The 20,008-nt window shown below is 67.6% G+C and carries 19 protein-coding genes; 10 read left to right on the forward strand and 9 right to left on the reverse strand.

Annotated elements, in window-relative coordinates; all coding sequences use genetic code 11:
* Positions 1 to 30: 30 nt before the first annotated feature.
* A complete protein-coding gene (locus ABL844_RS15710) occupies positions 31 to 366 on the reverse strand; it encodes a hypothetical protein (protein ID WP_126019584.1) in 336 nt (111 codons plus the stop codon).
* Between the two features lie 351 nt (positions 367 to 717).
* Between ABL844_RS15710 and ABL844_RS15715 the strand changes: the two genes are divergently transcribed.
* The 5 genes from ABL844_RS15715 (at position 718) to ABL844_RS15735 (ending at position 6,080) form a co-directional block, all read left to right on the forward strand.
* Positions 718 to 1,665 (forward strand): adenylate/guanylate cyclase domain-containing protein, encoded by a 948-nt coding sequence (locus tag ABL844_RS15715; RefSeq protein WP_126019586.1) that lies wholly within the window; start codon positions 718 to 720, stop codon positions 1,663 to 1,665.
* Between the two features lie 128 nt (positions 1,666 to 1,793).
* Entirely contained in the window at positions 1,794 to 2,147 is a 354-nt protein-coding gene (locus tag ABL844_RS15720) for a hypothetical protein (RefSeq protein WP_126019588.1), read from the forward strand.
* 204 nt (positions 2,148 to 2,351) lie between these two features.
* Positions 2,352 to 4,187 carry a DUF1800 domain-containing protein gene (locus tag ABL844_RS15725; protein WP_418131833.1) on the forward strand — a complete coding sequence of 612 codons (1,836 nt, stop codon included), beginning with the start codon at positions 2,352 to 2,354 and terminating at the stop codon, positions 4,185 to 4,187.
* A gap of 28 nt (positions 4,188 to 4,215) precedes the next feature.
* Positions 4,216 to 5,676: a DUF1501 domain-containing protein gene (locus ABL844_RS15730; protein ID WP_369658201.1), complete on the forward strand. Its 1,461-nt coding sequence runs from the start codon at positions 4,216 to 4,218 to the stop codon at positions 5,674 to 5,676.
* 17 nt (positions 5,677 to 5,693) lie between these two features.
* Positions 5,694 to 6,080: a hypothetical protein gene (locus tag ABL844_RS15735; protein WP_418131834.1), complete on the forward strand. Its 387-nt coding sequence runs from the start codon at positions 5,694 to 5,696 to the stop codon at positions 6,078 to 6,080.
* On the opposite strand, the gene ABL844_RS15740 is transcribed toward ABL844_RS15735, so the two are convergent.
* The 5 genes from ABL844_RS15740 to ABL844_RS15760 form a co-directional block, all read right to left on the reverse strand.
* Positions 6,077 to 6,436 carry a response regulator gene (locus tag ABL844_RS15740; RefSeq protein WP_418131835.1) on the reverse strand — a complete coding sequence of 120 codons (360 nt, stop codon included), beginning with the start codon at positions 6,434 to 6,436 and terminating at the stop codon, positions 6,077 to 6,079. The genes ABL844_RS15735 and ABL844_RS15740 overlap by 4 nt on opposite strands.
* On the reverse strand, positions 6,433 to 7,680 hold the full coding sequence (locus ABL844_RS15745) for a hybrid sensor histidine kinase/response regulator (RefSeq protein WP_418131836.1): 1,248 nt from the start codon (positions 7,678 to 7,680) through the stop codon (positions 6,433 to 6,435). The genes ABL844_RS15740 and ABL844_RS15745 overlap by 4 nt, the downstream gene beginning before the upstream one ends.
* The gene (locus tag ABL844_RS15750; RefSeq protein WP_369658198.1) at positions 7,670 to 8,287 is read right to left on the reverse strand and encodes a chemotaxis protein CheB; all 618 of its coding nucleotides are present in this window, start codon (positions 8,285 to 8,287) and stop codon (positions 7,670 to 7,672) included. Before ABL844_RS15750 ends, ABL844_RS15745 begins: the two co-directional genes overlap by 11 nt.
* Positions 8,284 to 9,069: a CheR family methyltransferase gene (locus tag ABL844_RS15755; protein ID WP_184638772.1), complete on the reverse strand. Its 786-nt coding sequence runs from the start codon at positions 9,067 to 9,069 to the stop codon at positions 8,284 to 8,286. Before ABL844_RS15755 ends, ABL844_RS15750 begins: the two co-directional genes overlap by 4 nt.
* An 86-nt stretch (positions 9,070 to 9,155) precedes the next feature.
* The gene (locus ABL844_RS15760) at positions 9,156 to 12,653 is read right to left on the reverse strand and encodes a response regulator (protein WP_418131837.1); all 3,498 of its coding nucleotides are present in this window, start codon (positions 12,651 to 12,653) and stop codon (positions 9,156 to 9,158) included.
* A gap of 143 nt (positions 12,654 to 12,796) precedes the next feature.
* Between ABL844_RS15760 and ABL844_RS15765 the strand changes: the two genes are divergently transcribed.
* The 3 genes from ABL844_RS15765 to ABL844_RS15775 all read left to right on the forward strand — a co-directional run bounded on the left by ABL844_RS15765 (position 12,797) and on the right by ABL844_RS15775 (position 17,238).
* Positions 12,797 to 15,100: a helicase C-terminal domain-containing protein gene (locus ABL844_RS15765; RefSeq protein WP_418131838.1), complete on the forward strand. Its 2,304-nt coding sequence runs from the start codon at positions 12,797 to 12,799 to the stop codon at positions 15,098 to 15,100.
* Positions 15,101 to 15,281: 181 nt separating this feature from the next.
* Entirely contained in the window at positions 15,282 to 16,544 is a 1,263-nt protein-coding gene (locus tag ABL844_RS15770; protein ID WP_418131839.1) for a family 16 glycosylhydrolase, read from the forward strand.
* A 1-nt stretch (position 16,545) separates the two neighbouring features.
* Positions 16,546 to 17,238: an alpha-ketoglutarate-dependent dioxygenase AlkB gene (locus ABL844_RS15775; RefSeq protein ID WP_418131840.1), complete on the forward strand. Its 693-nt coding sequence runs from the start codon at positions 16,546 to 16,548 to the stop codon at positions 17,236 to 17,238.
* On the opposite strand, the gene ABL844_RS15780 is transcribed toward ABL844_RS15775, so the two are convergent.
* From ABL844_RS15780 to ABL844_RS15790, 3 genes are read right to left on the reverse strand one after another with little or no spacing between them, the layout of a single operon-like run.
* Positions 17,132 to 17,860 (reverse strand): UdgX family uracil-DNA binding protein, encoded by a 729-nt coding sequence (locus tag ABL844_RS15780; RefSeq protein WP_418131841.1) that lies wholly within the window; start codon positions 17,858 to 17,860, stop codon positions 17,132 to 17,134. The two genes, ABL844_RS15775 and ABL844_RS15780, sit on opposite strands and share 107 nt — an antisense overlap.
* A complete protein-coding gene (locus tag ABL844_RS15785) occupies positions 17,833 to 18,183 on the reverse strand; it encodes a four-helix bundle copper-binding protein (RefSeq protein WP_240650482.1) in 351 nt (116 codons plus the stop codon). Before ABL844_RS15785 ends, ABL844_RS15780 begins: the two co-directional genes overlap by 28 nt.
* On the reverse strand, positions 18,180 to 18,389 hold the full coding sequence (locus tag ABL844_RS15790; protein ID WP_184638047.1) for a hypothetical protein: 210 nt from the start codon (positions 18,387 to 18,389) through the stop codon (positions 18,180 to 18,182). Before ABL844_RS15790 ends, ABL844_RS15785 begins: the two co-directional genes overlap by 4 nt.
* A gap of 257 nt (positions 18,390 to 18,646) precedes the next feature.
* Here ABL844_RS15790 and ABL844_RS15795 point away from each other — a divergent pair, with 257 nt between their 5' ends.
* Both ABL844_RS15795 and ABL844_RS15800 read left to right on the forward strand, forming a co-directional pair.
* Complete coding sequence (locus ABL844_RS15795) at positions 18,647 to 18,958, forward strand: plasmid stabilization protein (RefSeq protein WP_126019609.1); 312 nt, start codon at positions 18,647 to 18,649, stop codon at positions 18,956 to 18,958.
* Between the two features lie 20 nt (positions 18,959 to 18,978).
* Positions 18,979 to 19,845 carry an NmrA family NAD(P)-binding protein gene (locus tag ABL844_RS15800; protein WP_418131842.1) on the forward strand — a complete coding sequence of 289 codons (867 nt, stop codon included), beginning with the start codon at positions 18,979 to 18,981 and terminating at the stop codon, positions 19,843 to 19,845.
* The last annotated feature ends 163 nt before the right edge of the window (positions 19,846 to 20,008 follow it).

Raw genomic sequence — 20,008 nt, forward strand, 5'->3', positions numbered from 1 at the left:
TCAGAACGGCCCCGAGGGGCCGTTGCAGTTTCAGTTGTTTTTGGTGAAGCGCTGATGCGCGCGCGGCCCCATCGAGCCCGGCAATCCGCCCTTGAACATGCTGTTGATGGCTTTCATCTGGCGGCGCGCGGCGGTTTCTCCGTCGATGGCGCTCAGCGCGATCATCACGTCCTGCCGCAGGTACCAGAGAGCTTCGACGTCGGCGGCAAAGCGCACGCGCTGGCTGACGCGCTGCACGGAATGACCGCCATGGCCCTGGAGCGCCGACAGCATCGCGGTACGGATGCGCCCCAGCTGGTTCTCCGTCGCTTGACGGGATCCGGAGCCGGGTACGTTCAGCAGACGGAGAAGACGGCGAAAGAGCATGGGACGGGAAGTGTGTTGCCGGAACCGAGAACGGCCGCTACCTTAAGCCTGAGTTAACCATTCCACAAGATCTGAAACGTTGTTTCTTGTTTGCAAACAACACGCTTTACTTATCGTTTTCACTAGTCATTGAATTTTGTTTTCCAAAGTACTACAAGCCGATGAATGACTCTGTCTGCATTCGCCCTGTCGGCAGCGGCGTATACCCGAGAAGACAACAAAAGGGGCACGCAAGCTGCATATTCCGTGTGTGAGCGGGCGCGCGTACGCAGCGCCGGCCGCATGGACATGGAAGTGCGAAGGGCCCCGGGCAATTACAACCATCGGTAGAAATCGAGAAGAGCAAAAAGTATGGGTGTCAATTCCACAGTCGTATTCGCGGACTTGACGGGGAGCACGAGGGTCTTCGAGGCCATGGGAAATGCGCGGGCCACGGAGACAGTGACCCGTCTGACGCAATGGATCGGCGGCGTGTGCCAGGCGCACGGCGGCCGCGTGGTGAAGTCGCTCGGCGACGGCGTGTTCGCCATCTTCACCAGCGGTGCCGCGGCCACGCATGCGGTCATCGAGCTGCAGCGCTATCACCAGAAGCGGCTGCTCGCGTGGCCCGCGCCCCTGCGCATGGCGTTGCAGATCGGCGTGGCCAGCGGCGAGGTGGTGGAAGTCGAGGGCGATTGCTACGGCGATGCCGTCAACCTCGCCTCGCGTCTGAGCGACCTGGCCGGCCCGGGCCAGATCTGGGTGACTGCCGCGGTCATCTCCCAATTGCGCGAAGGTTCGGTGCAGCACCGCGACCTTGGCCTCATCAACATCCGCGGGCGCAGCGAGATGTCGGTCGTCCACCGGATCGACTGGCAGGAGGACGTGACCTCGTTCCTCACCGTGCCTGCAGCGCTGGCCCCGCTGCGCATGCCCGATTCCTCGTTCGGCCAGATCGAACTCGCGTGGCTCGACGTGCGCTCGATGTTCCGCACGGAGGAGCTGCCGATCCACCTCGGCCGCGTCGACGACGCCCAGTTCGTCGTCAACGACCCGCGCGTCTCGCGCCTGCATGCGCGCATCGAGTTGCGCCAGGGCAGCTGCGTGCTGATCGACGTCAGCACCTACGGCACCTGGGTGCGTTTCCACGGCAACGACGGCCCCAGCACCGAGATCGCCTTGCGGCGCGAGGAGTGCGTGCTGCACGGCCGTGGAGAGATCGGCCTGGGCGCGCCGCTCAGCGATTTCAGTGCGCCGACCATCGCCTTCAACACGAGCAGCGGCGACGTGATGCTGTCGCGGCGCGAAATCGCGCGCTGATGCGGCCGCGCACCGCCCGAAGCGGTGACGTTTGGCTACCATGGCTGGATGCAATCGGGTGCACCGCGAGCACGCGTCGGGCGTTGCGTATCCACTCGGGCGCTGTCCGCCCCAGGCCTGGAGCCACTGTGAACTTCAAATCTCGATCTTCTGTTTTCAAGCTGGCGGCCATCGGTGCCGTCATCGCCGGCGCGCTGCTGGCGGCGGGAGCCGCGAATGCGCGCGGAAGCTGGTCGGTGCAGATCGGCACCCCCGGCTACGTGGCCGGCGGCTACCCGGCGCCGTACTACGCGCCGCCACCGGTCTACAGCTATCCGGCACCCATCTACTACGCGCCGCCGCCGCCGGTCTACTACCGGCCGCCGCCCCCTCCGGTGTACTACCGCCCGGCACCCATCTACACGCCGCCGCCCGGCCGCATCTACTACGGGCCCGGCTATCCCTACCGCCCGCCGAACGACTGGGACGACGAGCGCGACTGACACTGTCACCTGAATGTTTTCTGAAGCATTGGCATGCCCTCTGGCATGCCAATTTTGTTTCAAGGAGTGACTAAAAAGTCACATTGACACACATTTTTGTGGTGACTTGGCCCGTCCTGGACACTTGCCTTGCTGTTTTTTGGAGGGCATGCCGCTTGCCTTTAACGCTCCAACAGGCGTCGATACGCCGCAGGAGCGAGGATCATGTTGGAACAGCTGGAGGCCGAGCACACAAGACCGGCCGACGAGGTGGTGTACGTCGCGGAGACGGCGGCCACCCATGAAAACGAGGCGGCGCCCGACGGCTCCCGCTCGCTGAAGGCGGCAGCCGCGTTTTCCATTTCGGCGGCGCTGGCCGCATGCGGCGGCGGCGGAGGAGGGGGTGGGAGCGGCGCCGGGGGCCTTGGCTTCCCGATCGGCGGCGGCACGCCCGGCGCCAACCCGGGCACCACGCCCGACACCGGTCCGTATCACTACCCCCAGGCGCAGAACGACGCCGAAGCCGCGCGCTTCCTGCTGCAGGCCCAGTTCTCGGCCTCCGACGACGAGATCGCCGCCGTGCGCGCCAAAGGCTACCTGCCGTGGCTCAGCGAGCAGCTCGGCGCGGCGCGACAGCCTTCGGCCTGGGAGTGGGTCAACAGCAAGGAGTACGCAGACGTCGAGACCGACGCCATGATCTGGCGCCAGCTCATGACGGCCGCCGACCCGGTGCGCAAGCGCATGGCACTGGCGCTCAGCGAGATCTTCGTGGTCTCGGGCACGGAGATCGGCTCGAGCTGGCCCACGGCCATGATGGCCCAGTACTGGGACATGCTCGCCAACGGCGTCACGGGCAACTTCCGCCAGCTGCTGGAAGACGTGACGCTCAACCCCGCGATGGGCTTCTATCTCAACACCCGCGGCAACAGAAAGGAAGACAACTCCGGCCGCCAGCCCGACGAGAACTACGCGCGCGAGGTCATGCAGCTCATGACCATCGGCCTCTACCAGCTCGAGGGCGACGGCACGGTGAGGACCGGCGCCGACGGCCAGCCCATCGAGACCTACGTGCAGAACGACGTGACCAATCTGGCGCGCGTCTTCACCGGCTACGACCTCGACATCCGCTCGTCCGAGCGCAACGCCTTCACTCCGCCCGGAGCCAGCTACACCATCGAGACCAACGCGTGGACCACGCGTCCCATGGCCTACAAGGCCTCCAATCACTCGATGCTGGAGGCGCGCTTCCTGGGCGCCACGGTGCCCGCGGGCACGGACGGTCCGGCGGCGCTGAAGATCGCGCTCGACACGCTCTTCAACCATCCGAACGTCGGGCCTTTCATCGGCCGGCAGCTGATCCAGCGGCTGGTCACGAGCAACCCGAGCCCCGCCTACGTGAAGCGCGTGGCCGACATCTTCGCCAACAACGGCGCGGGCGTGCGCGGCGACATGAAGAGCGTGTTCGCCGCAGTGCTGCTCGACGACGAGGCGCGCGGTCCCGCGGGCCTTTCCGATCCGAACTTCGGCCATCTGCGCGAGCCCATGCTGCGGTTCGTGCAATGGGGCCGTACCTTCGGCATCGGCTGCACATCGGACAACTGGAACATCGGCAACACCTCCGACCCCAGTTCGAGCCTGGGCCAGTGCCCGCTGCGCTCGCCCTCGGTGTTCAATTTCTTCCGGCCCGGCTACGTGCCGCCCTCGACCGCCATCGCCAGCAACAAGATGGTCGCGCCCGAGTTCCAGCTGGTCAACGAGACCAGCGTGGGCGGCTATCTCAACTTCCTGCAAGGCAGGCTGCAGAACGGCTTCGACAACAAGGACGTGATCGCCACCTATACGGCCGAGAAGGCGCTGGTGAACGACCCCGCCGCGCTGGTGCGCCGGCTCAACCTGCTGCTCACCGGCAACCAGCTCTCGGCCGCCACGGTCGCGCTGATCACCGACGCCCTGAGCAAGGCGCCGCTGGTGAACCCCTCCACCGACGCCCGAAGGCTCGACCTCATCTGCGCCGGCGTGCTGCTGGTGATGGGCTCGCCCGAATACCTCGTGCAGAAATGAAGAAGAAAGAAGCCGGAGCGAACCGAACATGCACCTGATCGATCCTGCCCGCCACACGCGCCGCGCCTTCCTGCGCCGCTCGGGCCAACTCGCGATGGCCGGCACCGCGCTGCCGTTCGCGCTCAACCTCGCCGCCATGGGCGAAGCGGCCGCCCAGGCCGCGCCGGGCGACGACTACAAGGCGCTGGTCTGCGTCTTCCTCTTCGGCGGCAACGACTACGCCAACACGCTCGTCAACTACGACACGGACAGCTACGCCAAGTACAGCGCCATCCGTGGCGCCATCGCGCTGCCTTCCGACGCGGCGCTCGCGGCCACCGAACTCAAGCCCGCCGTCTCGCTCGCCAACGGCCGCAAGTACGCGCTGAACCCGGCAATGACCAGGCTCACCACGCTGTTCGACGAAGGCAAGATGGCCGTGCAGCTCAACGTAGGCCCGCTCGTCAAGCCGCTCACGCGCGCACAGTTCAACGGCACGAACCGCAGGGACTTCCCGATCCCGCCCAAGCTGTTCTCGCACAACGACCAGCAGTCGATCTGGCAGTCGTCATCGCCCGAGGGCTCGACCATCGGCTGGGGCGGCAACCTCGGCGACCTGATGCTCGGCGGGCAGCGCAATGCTTCGCTGTTCACCTGCATCTCGGTGGCGGGCAATGCAGTGTTCCTCTCGGGCGACGAGGCGCTTCAATACCAGGTCGGCACCGGCGGCGCGGTACGCATCAACAGCGTGAGCCCGGCCACCGGCAGCGTCTACGGCTCGTCGGCCGTCAAGGCGGCCATGCAGCAGCTGGCGCAGCAGGGGCGTAGCCACACGCTGGAGAACGAATACAACAAGGTCACGCTGCGCGCCGTCGAGGCCGAAGGCAAGATCACCGCTGCCATTCAGGCCAACGACCTGAACGGCAACTTCCCGACCGGCAACAATCTGGCCGACCAGCTCAAGATGGTGGCGCGCCTGATCCGTGGGCGCACCTCGCTGGGCGTGAAACGCCAGGTGTTCTTCGTCTCCATGGGTGGCTACGACCTGCACGACGACCTCGACACCAAGCAGGGGCCGTTGATGCAGCGTCTGTCCGAGGCCATGACCGCCTTCCAGCGGCAGATGGAAACTCTCGGCGTCTCCGACAAGGTGACCGCCTTCACCGCCTCCGACTTCGGCCGCACGCTCTCGAGCAACGGCAACGGTTCCGACCACGGCTGGGGCAGCCATCACTTCGTGGTGGGCGGCGCGGTGAAAGGCAAGGCCTTCTACGGCACGCCGCCGCCGGTGAGCGTGGGCAACACATCGGCCGACGACGACCAGTGGCACGTCGGCCAGGGCCGGCTGCTGCCCACCACTTCGGTCGACCAGTACGCGGCGACGCTGGCCAAGTGGTTCGGCGTGCCTGATCAAGACCTCAACGGCATCCTGCCGAACCTGAAGAATTTCAACAACATCACCGCGCCGAGCGGCATCAGCTACCCGCGCGACATGGGGTTCATGACATGAACACAGCAATGAGCAGCATGGCCAGCATTAGCGCCATCGGCGGCCTCAACGGCATGGAGGGCGGCGCCAGCGTCAACTTCAGCGCCGACCCGCCTGAGCAGGCACACGCCCCCGCGCGCAACAAGGGCGTGACCCACGTGCGCCCCTTCACCAGCGTCGATGCCGCCGTCGCGGCGGTGGAATCGCTGGACCGCGATCTCAAGAAGTTCGAGCTCGCGGTGGCCGACAGCCTGCAGGACTACCTCGGCGTGCAGATGGCGCAGATCACCGACTGCGCATTGGCGCGCGGCTGGGAGCCGGTCAGCTTCATGCAGCGCGACGGCTTCCGCGTGTATCGCTACGAAGCCATGCGCAGCCCCCGCAAGAGCAAGAAAGGCGCAGCGGGGAAGACCGATCGCGCCTAGCCAGCCGATGCGAGGATTTGCCCCAGCTTCTCGATGTCGACCGGCTTCTGCAGGTGATGGTCGAAGAGCCCCTCGGCCGAGCGGCCGCCCGCGTCCTGCGCGGAGAAGCCCGAGATGGCGACCAGCAGCTTCGGCGTGCCTTCGCCGGTGCTCTCGCGCAGCCGCCGCGCCACCTCGGCGCCGGGCAGGTCGGGCAGGCTGAGGTCGATCAGCGCCGCGTCGAAGCTCCCGGCGGTAGCCGCGTCCAGCGCCTGGCGTGCCGTGTAGGTGCATTGCGCGGTGTGGTCGTGCAGGCTCAGCAGCTCCTGCAGCAGGTCGGCCGAGGCCTGGTTGTCATCGACGATCAGCACGTTCACTGGGGGTTCTTCTTTCCGTCAGGTTGGGCGTCAGATTGATTGGGAAGTATGGCGGGCGCCTGCAGCGGCAGCTCGACCGTGAAACGCGACCCTTCGCCCGGTGCGCTTTCCACGCCGATGCGCCCGCCGTGCAGGTCCACGATCTTGCGGGTGATGAAGAGCCCGAGGCCCAGTCCGGCCGCGTGCTTGCGGCTGTCGTCGGTGCGCTCGAACTGCTCGAAGATGCGGGCCTGGTCCTCGGGCGCGATGCCGATGCCCTGGTCGCGCACGCTCACCTGGGCCGTGTTGCCCAGCCGCCGAACGACCATCTCGACCGGCTTGCCGCCGCCGTAGCGCAGCGCGTTGGTCAGCAGGTTGGTCAGCACCTGCTCGATGCGGAACTCGTCCCATGCGCCGCGCAGTTCGGCAGGCGCCGAGAGCGTGATGGCCGCGCCCGCGGCTTCGGCCTGCTGGCGCAGGTTTTCCACCACCGCGTGCGCAAGCGCCGCCAGATCGGTCGGCTGGGGCTTGATGGACAGCGCGTCGCGCCGCATGCGCGTGACGTCGAGCATGTCGTCGATCAGCCGCACCATGTTGCGGATCTGCCGCTGGTCGCGCTCGATCATCGCGGGCAGGCGCTCGGGCGAGAAACTGGCGAGATTGCCCTTCGCCAGATGCAGCTGCCGCAGCTGCGCCTCGAGGTAGAGGGTGTTCAGCGGCGTGCGCAACTCGTGCGACACCATCGACATGAAATCGTCGCGCATGCGCACCGCGCGCTCCAGGTCGTGCTGCGTCTGCTGCAGCTGCTGCACCAGTTCCTCCTGCTTTTTGTGGGCGGCGGCGAGCGAATCCATTTCGTGGCGCAGCGCCTTGCGGTGCTGGTAGAGGTCGACGAACACGTTCACCTTGCTGACCACCGCGTGCGGGTCCAGCGGCTTGTGCAGGAAGTCGACCGCGCCGCTCTCGTAGCCCTGGAAGGCGTAGTTCAGCTCGCGACCCGCGGCGCTCACGAAGATGATGGGGATGTGCCGCGTGCGCTCGGTGCCGCGCATCAGCTCGGCCAGCTCGAAGCCGTTCATGCCGGGCATCTGCACGTCGACGATGGCGAGCGCGAATTCGTGCTCCAGCAGCAGCGCCAGCGCGGCGTCGGCCGAACCGGCGCGGTAGGCGATGCGGCCGGGCGCGCGGATCAGCGCCTCCAGCGCCAGCAGGTTTTCGGGCAGGTCGTCCACGAGCAGCAGCTTGCTTTCGATGTCAATGTTCATGGACGGCTTCCAGTTGGAGCAGCAGGTTGCGCAGTTCGCGCAGGGGCAGCACGTAGTCGGGGATATGGCGCGCGATGGCGGCCTGGGGCATGGTGGGAATCTGGGCTTCCCCGGGTTCCTGCACGGCGGTGAGCCCGCCGGCCAGGTGGATGCGGTGCAGGCCTTGCGCGCCGTCGTCGTTCGCGCCGGTCAGGAGGAAGCCGGCGAGGGCGGGGCCGTAGGCATCGGCGGCCGAGCCCATCAGCAGGTCGATGGACGGACGCGAGAACAGCACCGGCGGCTCGCAGCTCAGCGAGAAGGTGCGCTCGCGCTCGATCGACAGGTGATAGCCCGGCGGCGCGAAGTACAGGCTGCCGGCCGAAACCGGCATCTTGTCGTTGGCCTCGTGCACGGGAATAGGCAGGCGCTGCGCGAAGATCTCGGCCAGGCGGCTCTCGTGCTCCTCGGGCAGGTGCAGCACCACCGCCATCGGCAGGCGCCAGCTGGGCGGCAGGTCTTCGAGCAGGACGCAGAGCGCGTCGATGCCGCCGGCCGAGGCGCCAAGCACCACGGCGTCCACGCGCTTGCGGATGGGGAAGCGCAGCTGGCGTTTCATCTGGCCCGTCATGCGGCTTTCTTGCGGTAGATGCGCTCGGCGCGCGCATGCGCGTCGAAGCGGTCGGCGTAGCCCGAGAAGTCGATGCTCTCCTTCGAGCCCAGTCCCAGAAAGCCGCGGTGCGACAGCGACTCGTGGAACAGGCCCAGCGCCCGGTCCTGCAGCTCGCGGTTGAAGTAGATCAGCACGTTGCGGCACGACACCAGCTGCGTCTCGGCGAACACGCTGTCGGTCGCCAGGCTGTGGTCGGCGAAGATCACGTCGGCGCACAGCGAGGGGTCGAAGCGCGCGGCCTCGTAGGCGGCGGTGTAGTAGTCGGAGAACTCGCTGCGCCCGCCCGCGCGCTGGTAGTTGGTGGTGTAGCCCCGGATGGCCTCCAGCGGGAAGATGCCCTGCCTGGCCTTCTCCAGCGAAGCCGGGTTGATGTCGGTGGCGTAGATCTGCGTGCGCGCGAGCAGGCCTTCCTCGCGCAGCAGGATGGCCAGCGAGAACACCTCCTCGCCCGTGCTGCAGCCCGCCACCCATACCTTGACGGAAGGGTAGGTGTGCAGGATAGGCACCACGTGCTGGCGCAGGGCCAGGAAGTACGACGGGTCGCGGAACATCTCGCTGACCGGGATCGTCAGGAACTGCAGAAGCCGGCCGAAGAGGGCCGCATCGCGCAGCACCCGCTCCTGCAGCGCCGAGATGCTCGGCAGCCCGAGCTGGTCGAGCGCGTGCAGCACGCGGCGCTTCTGCGAGGCCACCGTGTAGTTGCGGAAGTCGTAGCTGTACTTGAGGTAGATCGCCTCCATCAGCAGCCGCAGCTCGATCTCGGTGTCGCTCAGCGGCGGCAGCGGCGCCGCGCCGTTGCCGTTCTTCGGATTGCGCGGGCTCGTGGTCACAGCCGCTCCATCTTCGGCAGCCAGACGCGCAGCAGCGAGAACAGGCGCTCCAGGTCCACCGGCTTGGCGAGGTAGTCGTTGGCGCCGGCGGCCAGGCATTGCTCGCGGTCGTCCTTGGTGGCCTTGGCGGTGATGGCGATCACCGGCATATGGGCGAAGCGCGGGTCGCCGCGCAGGCGCCGGGTGGCTTCCAGGCCATCCATCTCCGGCATCATCACGTCCATCAGCACCAGGTCGATCTCGCTGACCTGGTCGAGCTTTTCGAGCGCCTCGCGGCCGTTGCGGCCGATCTCGACGATGGCGCCGCGCTGCTCCAGCGCACTGGTCAGCGCGAAGATGTTGCGCACGTCGTCGTCCACCAGCAGGAGGGTGCGGCCCTCGAAGATGCGGTCGCGCCCGCGTGCCGTCTTCAGCATGCCCTGGCGCTCGCTCGAAAGCTCGGCCTCCACCTTGTGCAGGAAGAGCGTCACCTCGTCGAGCAGGCGTTCCGGCGAGCGGGCGCCCTTGATGATGATCGAGCGCGAGTAGCGCTGCAGCTCGGTCTCTTCGTCGCGCGTGAGGTTGCGCCCGGTGTAGACGATGACGGGCGGGAACGACACGATCTCCTCCGCCGCCATGGCCTTGAGCAGCTCGCTGCCCTGCATGTCGGGCAGCTTCAGGTCGGTGATCATGCAGTCGAACACGCGGGTGCGCAGCAGCTCCAGCGCCTCCTCGCCGGAGCCGACGGCGACGATCTCGATGTCGTCGTCGCCGATCAGCCTGATGACGCTCTCGCGCTGGAGTTCGTCGTCTTCCACCAGCAGCACGACCTTGACCTTCTGCGTGAGCTTTTCTTCCAGCCGGCCGAACACCTTCATCAGCTCGTCGCGGGTGGCCGGCTTCAGCGCATAGCCGACGGCGCCCATCTGCAGCGCCGCGCCCTGCGCGCTCTCGGCGGCCGAGACCACGTGGATCGGGATGTGCCGGGTGTGCGGCGAATCCTTCAGCCGTTGCAGCAGGTCGAGGCCGGTGCTGTCGGGCAGGCGCATGTCCAGCAGGATCGCGTCGGGCAGGAACTGCGAGGCCAGCTCGAAACCGTCGGCCGCGCCATGCGCCACCAGGCAGCGGTAGCCCAACTCGTGCGCCAGGTCGTAGAGGATGTGCGCGAACTGCGGCTCGTCCTCGATCACCAGCACGCGGCGCACCTGGTCGCGCGGCAGGCTGCGGTCGTCGGCGAACTGCGGCGCAGGCACCGGCGCGGGAGGGTTGGGCGCCAGCGTGGGCTGCGCGTGGGCGGCAGGCGAGTGCGCGGAGCGGGGCGTGTAGACGGCCGGCGGCTTCTGCTGCTGCTGGTAGTCCGGCGAAGCCTGCGGCGCCCTGGCCGGCAGTTCGAGCACGAAGGTGCTGCCCTGGCCCGGCGTGCTGTCGACGGTGAGCGTGCCGCCCAGCAGCTGCGTGAGGTCGCGCGAGATCGACAGGCCCAGCCCGGTGCCGCCGTAGCGCCGGCTGGTGGTGCCGTCGGCCTGGCGGAACGCTTCGAAGATCAGCTCGTGCTGCTGCGGATCGATGCCGATGCCCGAGTCGGATACCGCGAAGGCCGCGCCGCCGCCCGCCGCCGGCGAGATCACCAGCTTCACCTCGCCGCTGTCGGTGAACTTGATCGCGTTCGACAGCAGGTTCTTCAGGATCTGCTCCACCCGCTGCCGGTCGGTGAGCAGCGAGACCGGTGCATCGGGCCGCAGTTCGAGCCTGAAATTCAGGTTCTTCTGCATGGCCAGCGGGCCGAAGGTGCTCTCCAGGCTGTGGGCCAGCCGGGCCAGGGGCACGTCCTCGGTCACCACCTCGAGCTTGCCGGCCTCGACCTTCGCGATGTCGAGGATGTCGTTGATCAGCACCAGCAGGTCGTTGCCCGACGAATAGATCGACTCCGCGAACTTCACCTGCTCGCTGGTCAGGTTGCCCTGCGGGTTGTCGCCCAGCAGCTTGGCGAGGATGAGCGCGCTGTTGAGCGGCGTGCGCAGCTCGTGGGACATGTTGGCGAGGAATTCCGACTTGTAGCGGCTGGCGCGCTGCAGTTCGTCGGCGCGGTCTTCCAGGTCGCGCTGCACGCGGCGCAGCGCGGTGTTGCGCTGGTCGAGCGCCTCGGTGCGCTCCGAAAGCTGGCTGTTGGTCTGCTCCAGCTCGGCCTGCTGGTTCTCCAGCATGGCCTGCGAGGCGCGCAGCGCGCGCGACTGTTCTTCCAGTTCCTCGTTGGCGGTGCGCAGCTCTTCCTGCTGCACCTGCAGCTCCTCGTTGAGCTGCTGGGTCTCGGCCAGCACCTCCTGCAACTGCTCGCGGTAGCGCGCCGCCGCCAGCGAGGTGCCGATGTCGTCGGACACCATCTCGACCAGCTGGCTGCCGCGCTCGTCCAGCGCGCCAGGCAGTCCGAGCTCGACCACGCCGTTGACCATGCCGCTGCTGGCCACCGGCACCAGCAGCACCGCCTTCGGCGCCATCTCGCCCAGGCCGGAGTTGACTCTCAGGTATTCGGCGTCGATCGGGTCGATCAGCATGCGCCGGTTCTCGGCCGCGGCCTGGCCGACCAGGCTTTCTGTGGGCGAGAAGACCTGCGGCATGGCCTCCGCGGCGCTGGAGAAACCGTAGCTCGCCGCCCGGCGCAGCGGGCCATGGCGCTCGCGCACGTAGATGGCGCCCACCGAGGCGCCCAGGTGGCGCGAGAAGAAGGACAGGATCTTGCGGCCCATGTCCGGCGCGCTGAGCTCGCCCACCAGGTCGCCCACCAGTTCGGTCTGCGCGCCGCGCAGCCAGGCCTCGTGCGCCAGCCGGTCGTTATGGCCCGCCTGTTCCTGCAGCACCACGTCGTAGCTGTCGGACAGCCGCACCAGCTGCCTGCGTCCGAAGTAGGCCACCAGCCCCGTGAAGCCCAGCGTGAACAGCAGGAACAGGCCGACCACCCACCAGGCGGTGCGGTTTGCCTCGTTGTTGCGCTGGAAGCGCAGGGCCTGCTCGGTTTCCATGAACGCGGTGAACTCGGCGCGCATGCTGTCGGTCAGCCGCTTGCCCCGGCCCAGGCGCACCTGCATCTGGGTGTCCTGGCCGTTGCGGTGCGCCGAGATCAGGTCGGCGGCGTAGTCGTTCCAACTGGCCTGGATGGCTGCGATGCGGTCGACGCGCTCCACCTGCTGGCGGTTGTCCGCCACGAGCTCGCGAAGCATCGCCGTATCGGCTTTCACGCGGGGCAGGGCGTTCTGGTAGGGCTCCAGGAAGCTCTCGTCGTTGGTGATCAGGAAGCCGCGCATGCCGGTTTCCATGTCGATGCTCTGGCGCTGCAGTTCGCTGGCGGCGCGGGTGACGCGGTCGGTGTGCTCGACCCAGCCGATGGTGGACAGCAGGAACAGGATCAGCCCGACGAACACCACGGCGCCGAACACACCGCCGATCAGGGGGAGCTTGATGTTGCGGCTCAGCAGTCGCTCGAAATCGTCGGGGTCGATCGCGGTGGGGGTTTTCGTCATCGGTGCTATTTGTAAGCAAAACTTGTGAAGTCTGGCCGATAAATGCGCGTGACCCTGTCGGAAAACATCCCGACAGGGCACCAAGGCGGGGCGTGCAGGGTGGAGTGCCTCGTTATACTGTTATTTCATACAGTAGACGCCAGATGGGCTCCGAACCCTTCAAGCCGCAAGACGCGGCTCCCGCCATTGCCAGGCACGTAGTGTCGGTCAAGGCCCTGTGCGCCTTCGGCGCGAAGGCAGGCGACCTCGACCTGCGCTTCGTGCCCGCGCCCAGCGCGCTCGAAGGCATGGCCGGGCATGCGCTGGTTCAGCACCGGCGCGGCGGCGAATACGAGTGCGAGGTCGCGCTCGAAGCCACCTGCGGTGCGGTTCACGTGCGCGGTCGTGCCGACGGCTACGAATTCCACCGGGCCAGGGTCGAGGAGATCAAGACCTTCCGGGGCGACTTCGACGCCATCCGCGGCAACCACCGCGCGCTGCACTGGGCGCAGGCCCGCACCTACGGCTGGATGCTGTGCGAGCGCGACGGCCACGACGAGATGATGGTGGCGCTGGTCTACCTCGACCTCGCCACGGGCGACGAGACCGTGCTGGAGGAGCATCACACCCGAGAGGCCCTGCGCGAGCATTTCGAGCTGCTGTGCGGCCGCTACGCCGCCTGGGCCGCGAGCGAGGCGGCTCACCGTGCCGCGCTCGACGGCACGCTGGCCGGGCTGGAATTCCCGTACGGCAGCTTCCGCGCCGGGCAGCGCGAACTTGCGGAGGCCGTCTACCGCGCCGGTGCGGGCGGGCGCTGCCTCATGGCGCAGGCGCCCACCGGCATCGGCAAGACGCTGGCCACCATCTTCCCGTTGCTGAAGGCCCGTGCGGCCCGCAGGATCGACAAGCTGTTCTTCCTCACGGCCAAGACCTCGGGCAGGCCCGTGGCGCTCGATGCGCTGCGCGTGCTCGACAAGGGCCGGGGGCAGGGCAGGCTGCGCGTGCTCGAGCTCGCGGCGCGCGAGAAGGTCTGCGAGTACCCCGACCGCGCCTGCCACGGCGACGCATGCCCGCTCGCCCGGGGCTTCTACGACCGCCTGCCCGCCGCGCGCGAGCAGGCCGCACAGATGGCGTGGCTGGACCGCGAGGCGCTACGCGACATCGGCCTCGCGCACGAGGTCTGCCCCTATTTCCTGGCCCAGGAGATGGCGCACTGGGCCGATGCCGTCGTCGGCGACTACAACTACTACTTCGACAGCAGCGCCTTTCTCTACGCCACCATGCGCGAAGACGACTGGCGTGCCGCGGTGCTGGTCGACGAAGCCCACAACCTGCTCGAACGCGCGCGCGGCATGTACACGGCCGAGCTCGACGGCGGCGCGCTCGAGGAGGCCCACCGCGCAGCCCCCGCCGTGCTGCGCGGCCCGCTCGCGCGAGTGTTCCGCGAGTGGGACACGGTGCAGCAGTCGCAGCAGGCCGGCTACGAAACCGCCGACGAGATCCCCGAGCGCTTCCTGCGTACCCTGCAGGCCGCCAACACCGCCATGGCCGAGCACTTCGCGGCCACGCCCGAGGCCTCGCAGGGGCCGCTGCAGCGCTTCTTCTTCGACGCGCTGCACTTCGCGCGGCTGGCCGAAGCCTTCGGCGACCACTCGGTGTTCGAGCGCACGCTGGGTGCCACGCAGCAGGCGCGCCGCCTGGCCATCCGCAACCTGGTGCCGGCGCCTTTCCTGCAGAACCGCTTCGCGGAAGCGGCTTCGGTCACCTGCTTCTCGGGCACGCTGTCACCCTTCGGGTTCTACCGCGACGCCCTCGGCATGCCCGAGGACGCCGCGCTGCTGGACGTGGCCTCGCCATTCCACAGCACGCAGCTGCGCGTCGAGGTGGCGATGCACGTGTCGACGCGCTTTCGAGACCGCGCGGGCTCGCTGCGCAACGTGGCCGACATCATCGGCGCCCAGTTCGAGCGCCTGCCGGGCAACTACCTGGCCTTCTTCAGCAGCTTCGACTACCTGGAGAAGGCCTGCGCCGCCTTCTCGCTGCGGCACCCCGGCGTTCCCGTGTGGACCCAGACGCGCGGCATGCGAGAGGCCGAACGCCAAGGCTTCGTGGCGCGATTCGAAGAGGGTGGGCAGGGCGTCGGCTTCGCGGTGCTGGGCGGCGCTTTCGGCGAGGGCATCGACCTGCCGGGCAGCCGCCTGATCGGCGCCTTCGTGGCCAGCCTGGGCCTGCCCCAATACAACGAACTCAATGAGATCACGCGCGAGCGCATGCAGGCGCGCTTCGGCAAGGGCTACGAGTACACGTACCTCTACCCCGGCCTGCAGAAAGTGGTGCAGGCCGCCGGCCGCGTCATTCGTACCGAGGAAGACCAGGGCGTGCTGCACCTGCTGGACGACCGCTTCGCACGCGCCGAGATCCGTGAACTGCTGCCGCGCTGGTGGGACGTGCGAATGGTGAAGGACTGATGCGATGGGTGCCGGCCGGAGGAATTCGCCTTCGGGCGGGCGCAATTGCAAACTATCGGGGCCTGGCGCGCTCTCAATTGAAAAACATCTCAGAGGAGAACTCAATTCAATTGCTGGACTGAATTGTAAACTTTTGGGCGAATCTAGAATTAAAAACCGAATTCAATGAGGAGGAAATTCCATGCAATCAGATTGCCCGATCGAACAATCAGCCATTTCTGAAAAATCGCGCAGGCAATTCCTGCAAAAGGGTGCGCAGGCAGCCACGGCGCTCCTGGGCACCTCGGTCATAAGCGCTTGCGGCGGCGGTGGTGGTGATGGAGGCAGTGGAGCGGCCAGCACCTCCAATCTCTCAGCCCTGCTGCCTGCCTCGGCAAATCCTGCGGGTCCGATTTCGCCCGAGTCTTCCGCCGCACCGCCAGCGGCCGCAATGCCGGCCCTGGCAAAAAGCCCGGTCATCCATTCCTTTTCTCCGGGCCTGGAAAAGCGAGGCAAGGTAATTGTCATCAGCGGCGCCGAATTCGACTCGAGTGCCTCGGTTTGCTTTGGAGAGGTCGTTGCGACCAGACTCAGCGTCGATTCCCCGAACCAGATTTCGGTTTTCGTGCCCGATTCGGCAAAGGACGCGGAAATCATCGTCCGTACCGCCGGCGGCGAAGCCAGATCGAGCCGCAAATTCGAAGTCGCGCTGGTGCCGGAGTCGGCCAGGGACTATCGGCTCGCGTGGCACGACGAGTTCGAAGGCAGCGCGCTCGACCCCGCCAAATGGGCCGCGGTCACCGGCGTGCGCGCCAATGCGGTCCAGACGCCCGAAGCCGCCACGGTGGCGGACAGCGTCCTGAAGATCTCGACCTTCACCGACCCTTCGGCCGGCACCCATCACACCGGTTTCCTGCGCACGGCCCGGCTCTACGAATTCCGCTTTGGCTACATCGAGGCACGCGTGCGCTTCGCATCGAAGCCGGGGCAGTGGAGCGCGTTCTGGCTGATGTCCAATGCGAACAAGGCGGCCACGCCGCCCGATCCTGCCGCCGGCGTGGAGGTGGACATCATCGAGCACCGGGAGTTCTCGGAGAATAACGCGGGGAAGATCAACAACCAGTTCTCGAGCGCAGTGCACTGGAACGGCTACGAGACAGGCAAGACCATCAGCCGCAACACCGGCCAGCAGCAGCTGCCGGCAGGCCAGTCGTTTTCCGAATGGCACACCGTGGGCCTGCTGTGGACCCCGGAGGGCTACGAGTTCTACCTCGACGGCGCGGCGACACCCTACGCCACCATCAAGGAGGGGGTGTCGCTGAGCAATCAGTACATCAAGCTCACGTGCGAGATCAAGGACAACGGCTGGGCAGGCAATATTCCTTCCAGCGGCTACGGCCCCCTGGGCGCCGGCACGAACGCGACCATGGAAGTCGACTGGGTCCGCGTCTGGCAGGCCGCCTGACATGACGCGCGCCGCCAGACGCCTCGAACACGCCGGACAGCCCGACCTGTTCGGCGAGGCGCCGGTGGCTGCCATCGAAGGGCTTCGCTACGAGAACGGATTCCTGTCGCGCGAGGAGGAGGCCAGCCTGCTGGCCATCGTGCAGGCCCTTCCGCTCAAGGAGATGCGCTACAAGGAATACACCGCCCGCCGCAGGGGCACGAGCTTCGGCGGCAGCTACGACTTCGACACCAACCGCCTGAAGCCCGGCGCACCGCTGCCTCCGGAGTTGCATCCACTTCGCGACAAGGCCGCGGCCTGGGCCGGCATCGCGCCCGAAGAACTCACGCACATGCTGATCGCCGAATACCGCCCCGGCACGCCGTTGGGCTGGCATCGCGACGTGCCCGATTTCGAGGACATCGTCGGCGTTTCGCTGAACAACGACGCCGTGATGCAGTTCAGGCCCTACGTGCCGGGCGCGGCGGCGTCGGGGCCGGCCACGCTCGAATTCCTGATCGAGCCGCGCTCCGTGTACCTGCTGCGCGGGCCGGCGCGATGGGCATGGCAGCACGCGATCGCGCCGACCGAGGCGCTGCGCTACTCCATCACCCTGCGTACGCGGGCTCATCGTGTCCGGACTTCTCCCGCGCCTTCTCCTTCTTCTCGTTCTTCCGCGGCGCGAACAGCGGGGCTGCCGCCGACAGGTCGCTGATCCACGCTTCCCACGCCGATTCGCGCTGCGCAGGGTCGCCACGCAGCAGCGCCGAGGGATGCAGCGTGACCAGCACGCGCCGTCCCGCCGGGTCTTCAAGCCACTGGCCGCGCAACCTGGTCACGGCCACCGGGCGCCCGAGCAGCGATCGGGCCGCCACGGCGCCCAGCGCCACGATGGCGTGGGGCCGCACCAGTTCCAGTTCGCTTTCCAGCCAGTGATGGCAGGCCTCGGCTTCGCGCTGCCCCGGCGTCTTGTGCATCCGCCGCTTGCCGCGCCACTCGTACTTGAAGTGCTTGACGGCGTTGGTCACGTACAGCTTCTCGCGCGACCAGCCGAGTTGCGCCACCGCCCGGTCGAAGAGCCTGCCGGCCGGGCCGACGAAGGGGCGGCCGGCAAGGTCTTCCTTGTCGCCGGGCTGCTCGCCGACCACCATCAGCACCGGCCGCACCGGGCCTTCGCCGAACACCGACTGCGTCGCGTACTGCCCGATGGGGCATTCGCGGCACGCGTCGGTCGCTCTGGAGAGCGTGCGCAGCCCGGCTTGCGCGTCGCGCACGGAAATCCGTCGGCCGCGCATGCCGCCCTGGCTGCTCAGGCGGCCGCCGCCATGCTCCGGCATTCGGTCTCGCACTGCCGGCAGGCTTCGGCGCAGCGCTGGCAGTGGTCCATGTCATGGCTGCCGCATTCGGCGGCACAGCGCTGGCAGATCTCGGCGCACATGCCGCATGTGACAACGATGTTCTCGCCGCCGCGCGCCATCACGGCAGCGGCGAAGGCGCAAGCCGCGGCGCAGTCGATGTCCAGCGCGATGCAACGCGCCATGCCGCTCCTGCCTTCAGCCAGGCAGGCGGCCGCGCAGCGATTGCACGCCAGCGCGCAGTCATTGCACGCCGCGATGCAGCGATCCATGGCGTCGCTCGTGTTGAGTGCCGCGGTGGTCATTGCGCGCCTCCGCGGCGGGCCTGCAGCTGATTGCTGCCGCCTACGTGGCTCTCGCGGTCGCTGCGGCTCTCGGGCGTGCGCCGCGGCTCATTCTTCGGGGTGGCCGGCTGGTTGCCGGCCTTGTTGTGCTGCGTGGGCAAGCTGTCGTGCTCGTCGGTGGTGACGGCGTCGGGATTCTGGTGCGGGGTCTGTTTGGGGGATGTCATGGGGACGGAACTCCTTCGAAAGAACGGGTTGAAAAACTGCTCGTCATGGTCTTTCTGCTGCGTCCCGCGAGGCATGCATGTGGGAATGGGCCGACCCCGTGCGTCGTCCCCGGAGGGCAAGCCGGCTTCCTGGTCAGGCCCGAGTGGGCAATCAGCAACGCCGGACAACGCCGACGCCCGGCATGACCGTCTTCTTACCCACGGCGCACAGGCCGCGCCCAGCATGAAAGCTCCTCAACCAACTGCAGGAGCACCACATGCCAAGAGGCGACAAGTCGTCCTACACGGACAAGCAGAAGCGGCAGGCCGAGCACATAGAGAAGGGCTACGAGCATCGCGGCGTCGGCAAGGGCGAGGCTGAGCGCCGCGCGTGGGCCACGGTGAACGCCGAGACCGGCGGTGGCAAGAAGAGCGGTGGTGGCCGCGGCAAGGCCGAGAACCACGGGCCTTCGCGCAAGGGCGGAAAGCTGGGCGGTGCGGCCGCGGCGCACCGCACCGCGGCCGAGCGATCGGCCTCCGCGAAGAAGGCCGCCGCCACGCGCAAGCGCAACGCCGAGAAGCGCGGCTGAACGGAACGCGGAGGCTGACGATGCACATCATCCTGGGAGCGACCGGCCACGTCGGCTCGGCGCTGGCGCAAGCCCTGCTCGAACGCAGCGAGCCGGTCACGGTGGTCACGCGCGACGCGCACAAGGCCGAGGCGCTTCGTACCAAAGGCGCGCACGTGGCGCAGGTCGACGTGTTCGACACACACGCGCTGCACCAAGTGTTCAGGGGCGGAAAGCGCGTGTTCGTGCTGAATCCGCCCGCGCCGCCGTCTTCGGACACGGTGGCCGAGGAGCACAGGAGTGTGCGCGCCATCGTTTCGGCGCTCGAAGGCTGCAAGCTCGAGAAGATCGTCGCCGAATCGGCCTACGGCGCGCAGCCGGGCGAAGGCATCGGCGACCTCAGCGTGCTGTACGACCTGGAACAGGCGCTCGCCGCGGGCCCGGTGCCGTTCAGCGCGCTCCGAGCCGCGTACTACATGAGCAACTGGGACACCGCGCTGGAAACCGCGCGCAAGGAAGGCAAGGTCCACAGCATGTTCCCCGCCGACTTCACGCTGCCCATGGTGGCGCCGCACGACCTCGGCCAGTACGCCGCGAAGCTGATGCTGGGCCCCGCCGAATCGTCGGGGCCGCACCACGTCGAAGGGCCCGAGCGCTATTCGCCAGGCGACGTGGCGCGGGCTTTCTCCGAGGCGCTCGGAAAGCCGATCGAAGTGGTGGAGACGCCGCGCGAACAGCTGGAGCAGGCCTTCGGGAAGCTGGGCTTCTCGGACGCCGCTGCGAAGTCTTATGCCGCGATGACGCGCGCCACGATGGACCAGCATTACGAACCGGCCAGCAAGCCGGTGCGCGGGACGATCTCGCTGCGCGATTACATCGGCAGGCTGGTGAACAAGAGTCCGGGCTGAGCCAGGCGGTCCGCGAGGCCTGCTGAAACCGGCCACGATGGATGTCCGAAATTCGCGCGCTTCGTCGCCGAGTCCCGAGAACCGGACATTCGTGACCTGTTTCTGGCGTCAGCCGGACAACTTGCGCTTTGCGGCCATGCGGCCGAGAAGGCAAGAAGCCGGC

Source organism: Variovorax sp. 278MFTsu5.1, assembly GCF_048305045.1.
GTDB classification, from domain to species: domain Bacteria; phylum Pseudomonadota; class Gammaproteobacteria; order Burkholderiales; family Burkholderiaceae_C; genus Variovorax; species Variovorax guangxiensis.

What these genes read in the sequence shown, in the direction of transcription:
- ABL844_RS15710 (WP_126019584.1), bottom strand. Translation starts at nt 366, where the DNA reads ATGCTCTTTCGCCGTCTTCTCCGTCTGCTGAACGTACCCGGCTCCGGA.
- ABL844_RS15715 (WP_126019586.1), top strand. Translation starts at nt 718, where the DNA reads ATGGGTGTCAATTCCACAGTCGTATTCGCGGACTTGACGGGGAGCACG.
- ABL844_RS15725 (WP_418131833.1), top strand. Translation starts at nt 2,352, where the DNA reads ATGTTGGAACAGCTGGAGGCCGAGCACACAAGACCGGCCGACGAGGTG.
- ABL844_RS15730 (WP_369658201.1), top strand. Translation starts at nt 4,216, where the DNA reads ATGCACCTGATCGATCCTGCCCGCCACACGCGCCGCGCCTTCCTGCGC.
- ABL844_RS15735 (WP_418131834.1), top strand. Translation starts at nt 5,694, where the DNA reads ATGGCCAGCATTAGCGCCATCGGCGGCCTCAACGGCATGGAGGGCGGC.
- ABL844_RS15745 (WP_418131836.1), bottom strand. Translation starts at nt 7,680, where the DNA reads ATGAACATTGACATCGAAAGCAAGCTGCTGCTCGTGGACGACCTGCCC.
- ABL844_RS15750 (WP_369658198.1), bottom strand. Translation starts at nt 8,287, where the DNA reads ATGACGGGCCAGATGAAACGCCAGCTGCGCTTCCCCATCCGCAAGCGC.
- ABL844_RS15755 (WP_184638772.1), bottom strand. Translation starts at nt 9,069, where the DNA reads ATGGAGGCGATCTACCTCAAGTACAGCTACGACTTCCGCAACTACACG.
- ABL844_RS15760 (WP_418131837.1), bottom strand. Translation starts at nt 12,653, where the DNA reads ATGACGAAAACCCCCACCGCGATCGACCCCGACGATTTCGAGCGACTG.
- ABL844_RS15765 (WP_418131838.1), top strand. Translation starts at nt 12,797, where the DNA reads ATGGGCTCCGAACCCTTCAAGCCGCAAGACGCGGCTCCCGCCATTGCC.
- ABL844_RS15770 (WP_418131839.1), top strand. Translation starts at nt 15,282, where the DNA reads ATGCAATCAGATTGCCCGATCGAACAATCAGCCATTTCTGAAAAATCG.
- ABL844_RS15775 (WP_418131840.1), top strand. Translation starts at nt 16,546, where the DNA reads ATGACGCGCGCCGCCAGACGCCTCGAACACGCCGGACAGCCCGACCTG.
- ABL844_RS15780 (WP_418131841.1), bottom strand. Translation starts at nt 17,860, where the DNA reads ATGCCGGAGCATGGCGGCGGCCGCCTGAGCAGCCAGGGCGGCATGCGC.
- ABL844_RS15785 (WP_240650482.1), bottom strand. Translation starts at nt 18,183, where the DNA reads ATGACCACCGCGGCACTCAACACGAGCGACGCCATGGATCGCTGCATC.
- ABL844_RS15790 (WP_184638047.1), bottom strand. Translation starts at nt 18,389, where the DNA reads ATGACATCCCCCAAACAGACCCCGCACCAGAATCCCGACGCCGTCACC.
- ABL844_RS15795 (WP_126019609.1), top strand. Translation starts at nt 18,647, where the DNA reads ATGCCAAGAGGCGACAAGTCGTCCTACACGGACAAGCAGAAGCGGCAG.
- ABL844_RS15800 (WP_418131842.1), top strand. Translation starts at nt 18,979, where the DNA reads ATGCACATCATCCTGGGAGCGACCGGCCACGTCGGCTCGGCGCTGGCG.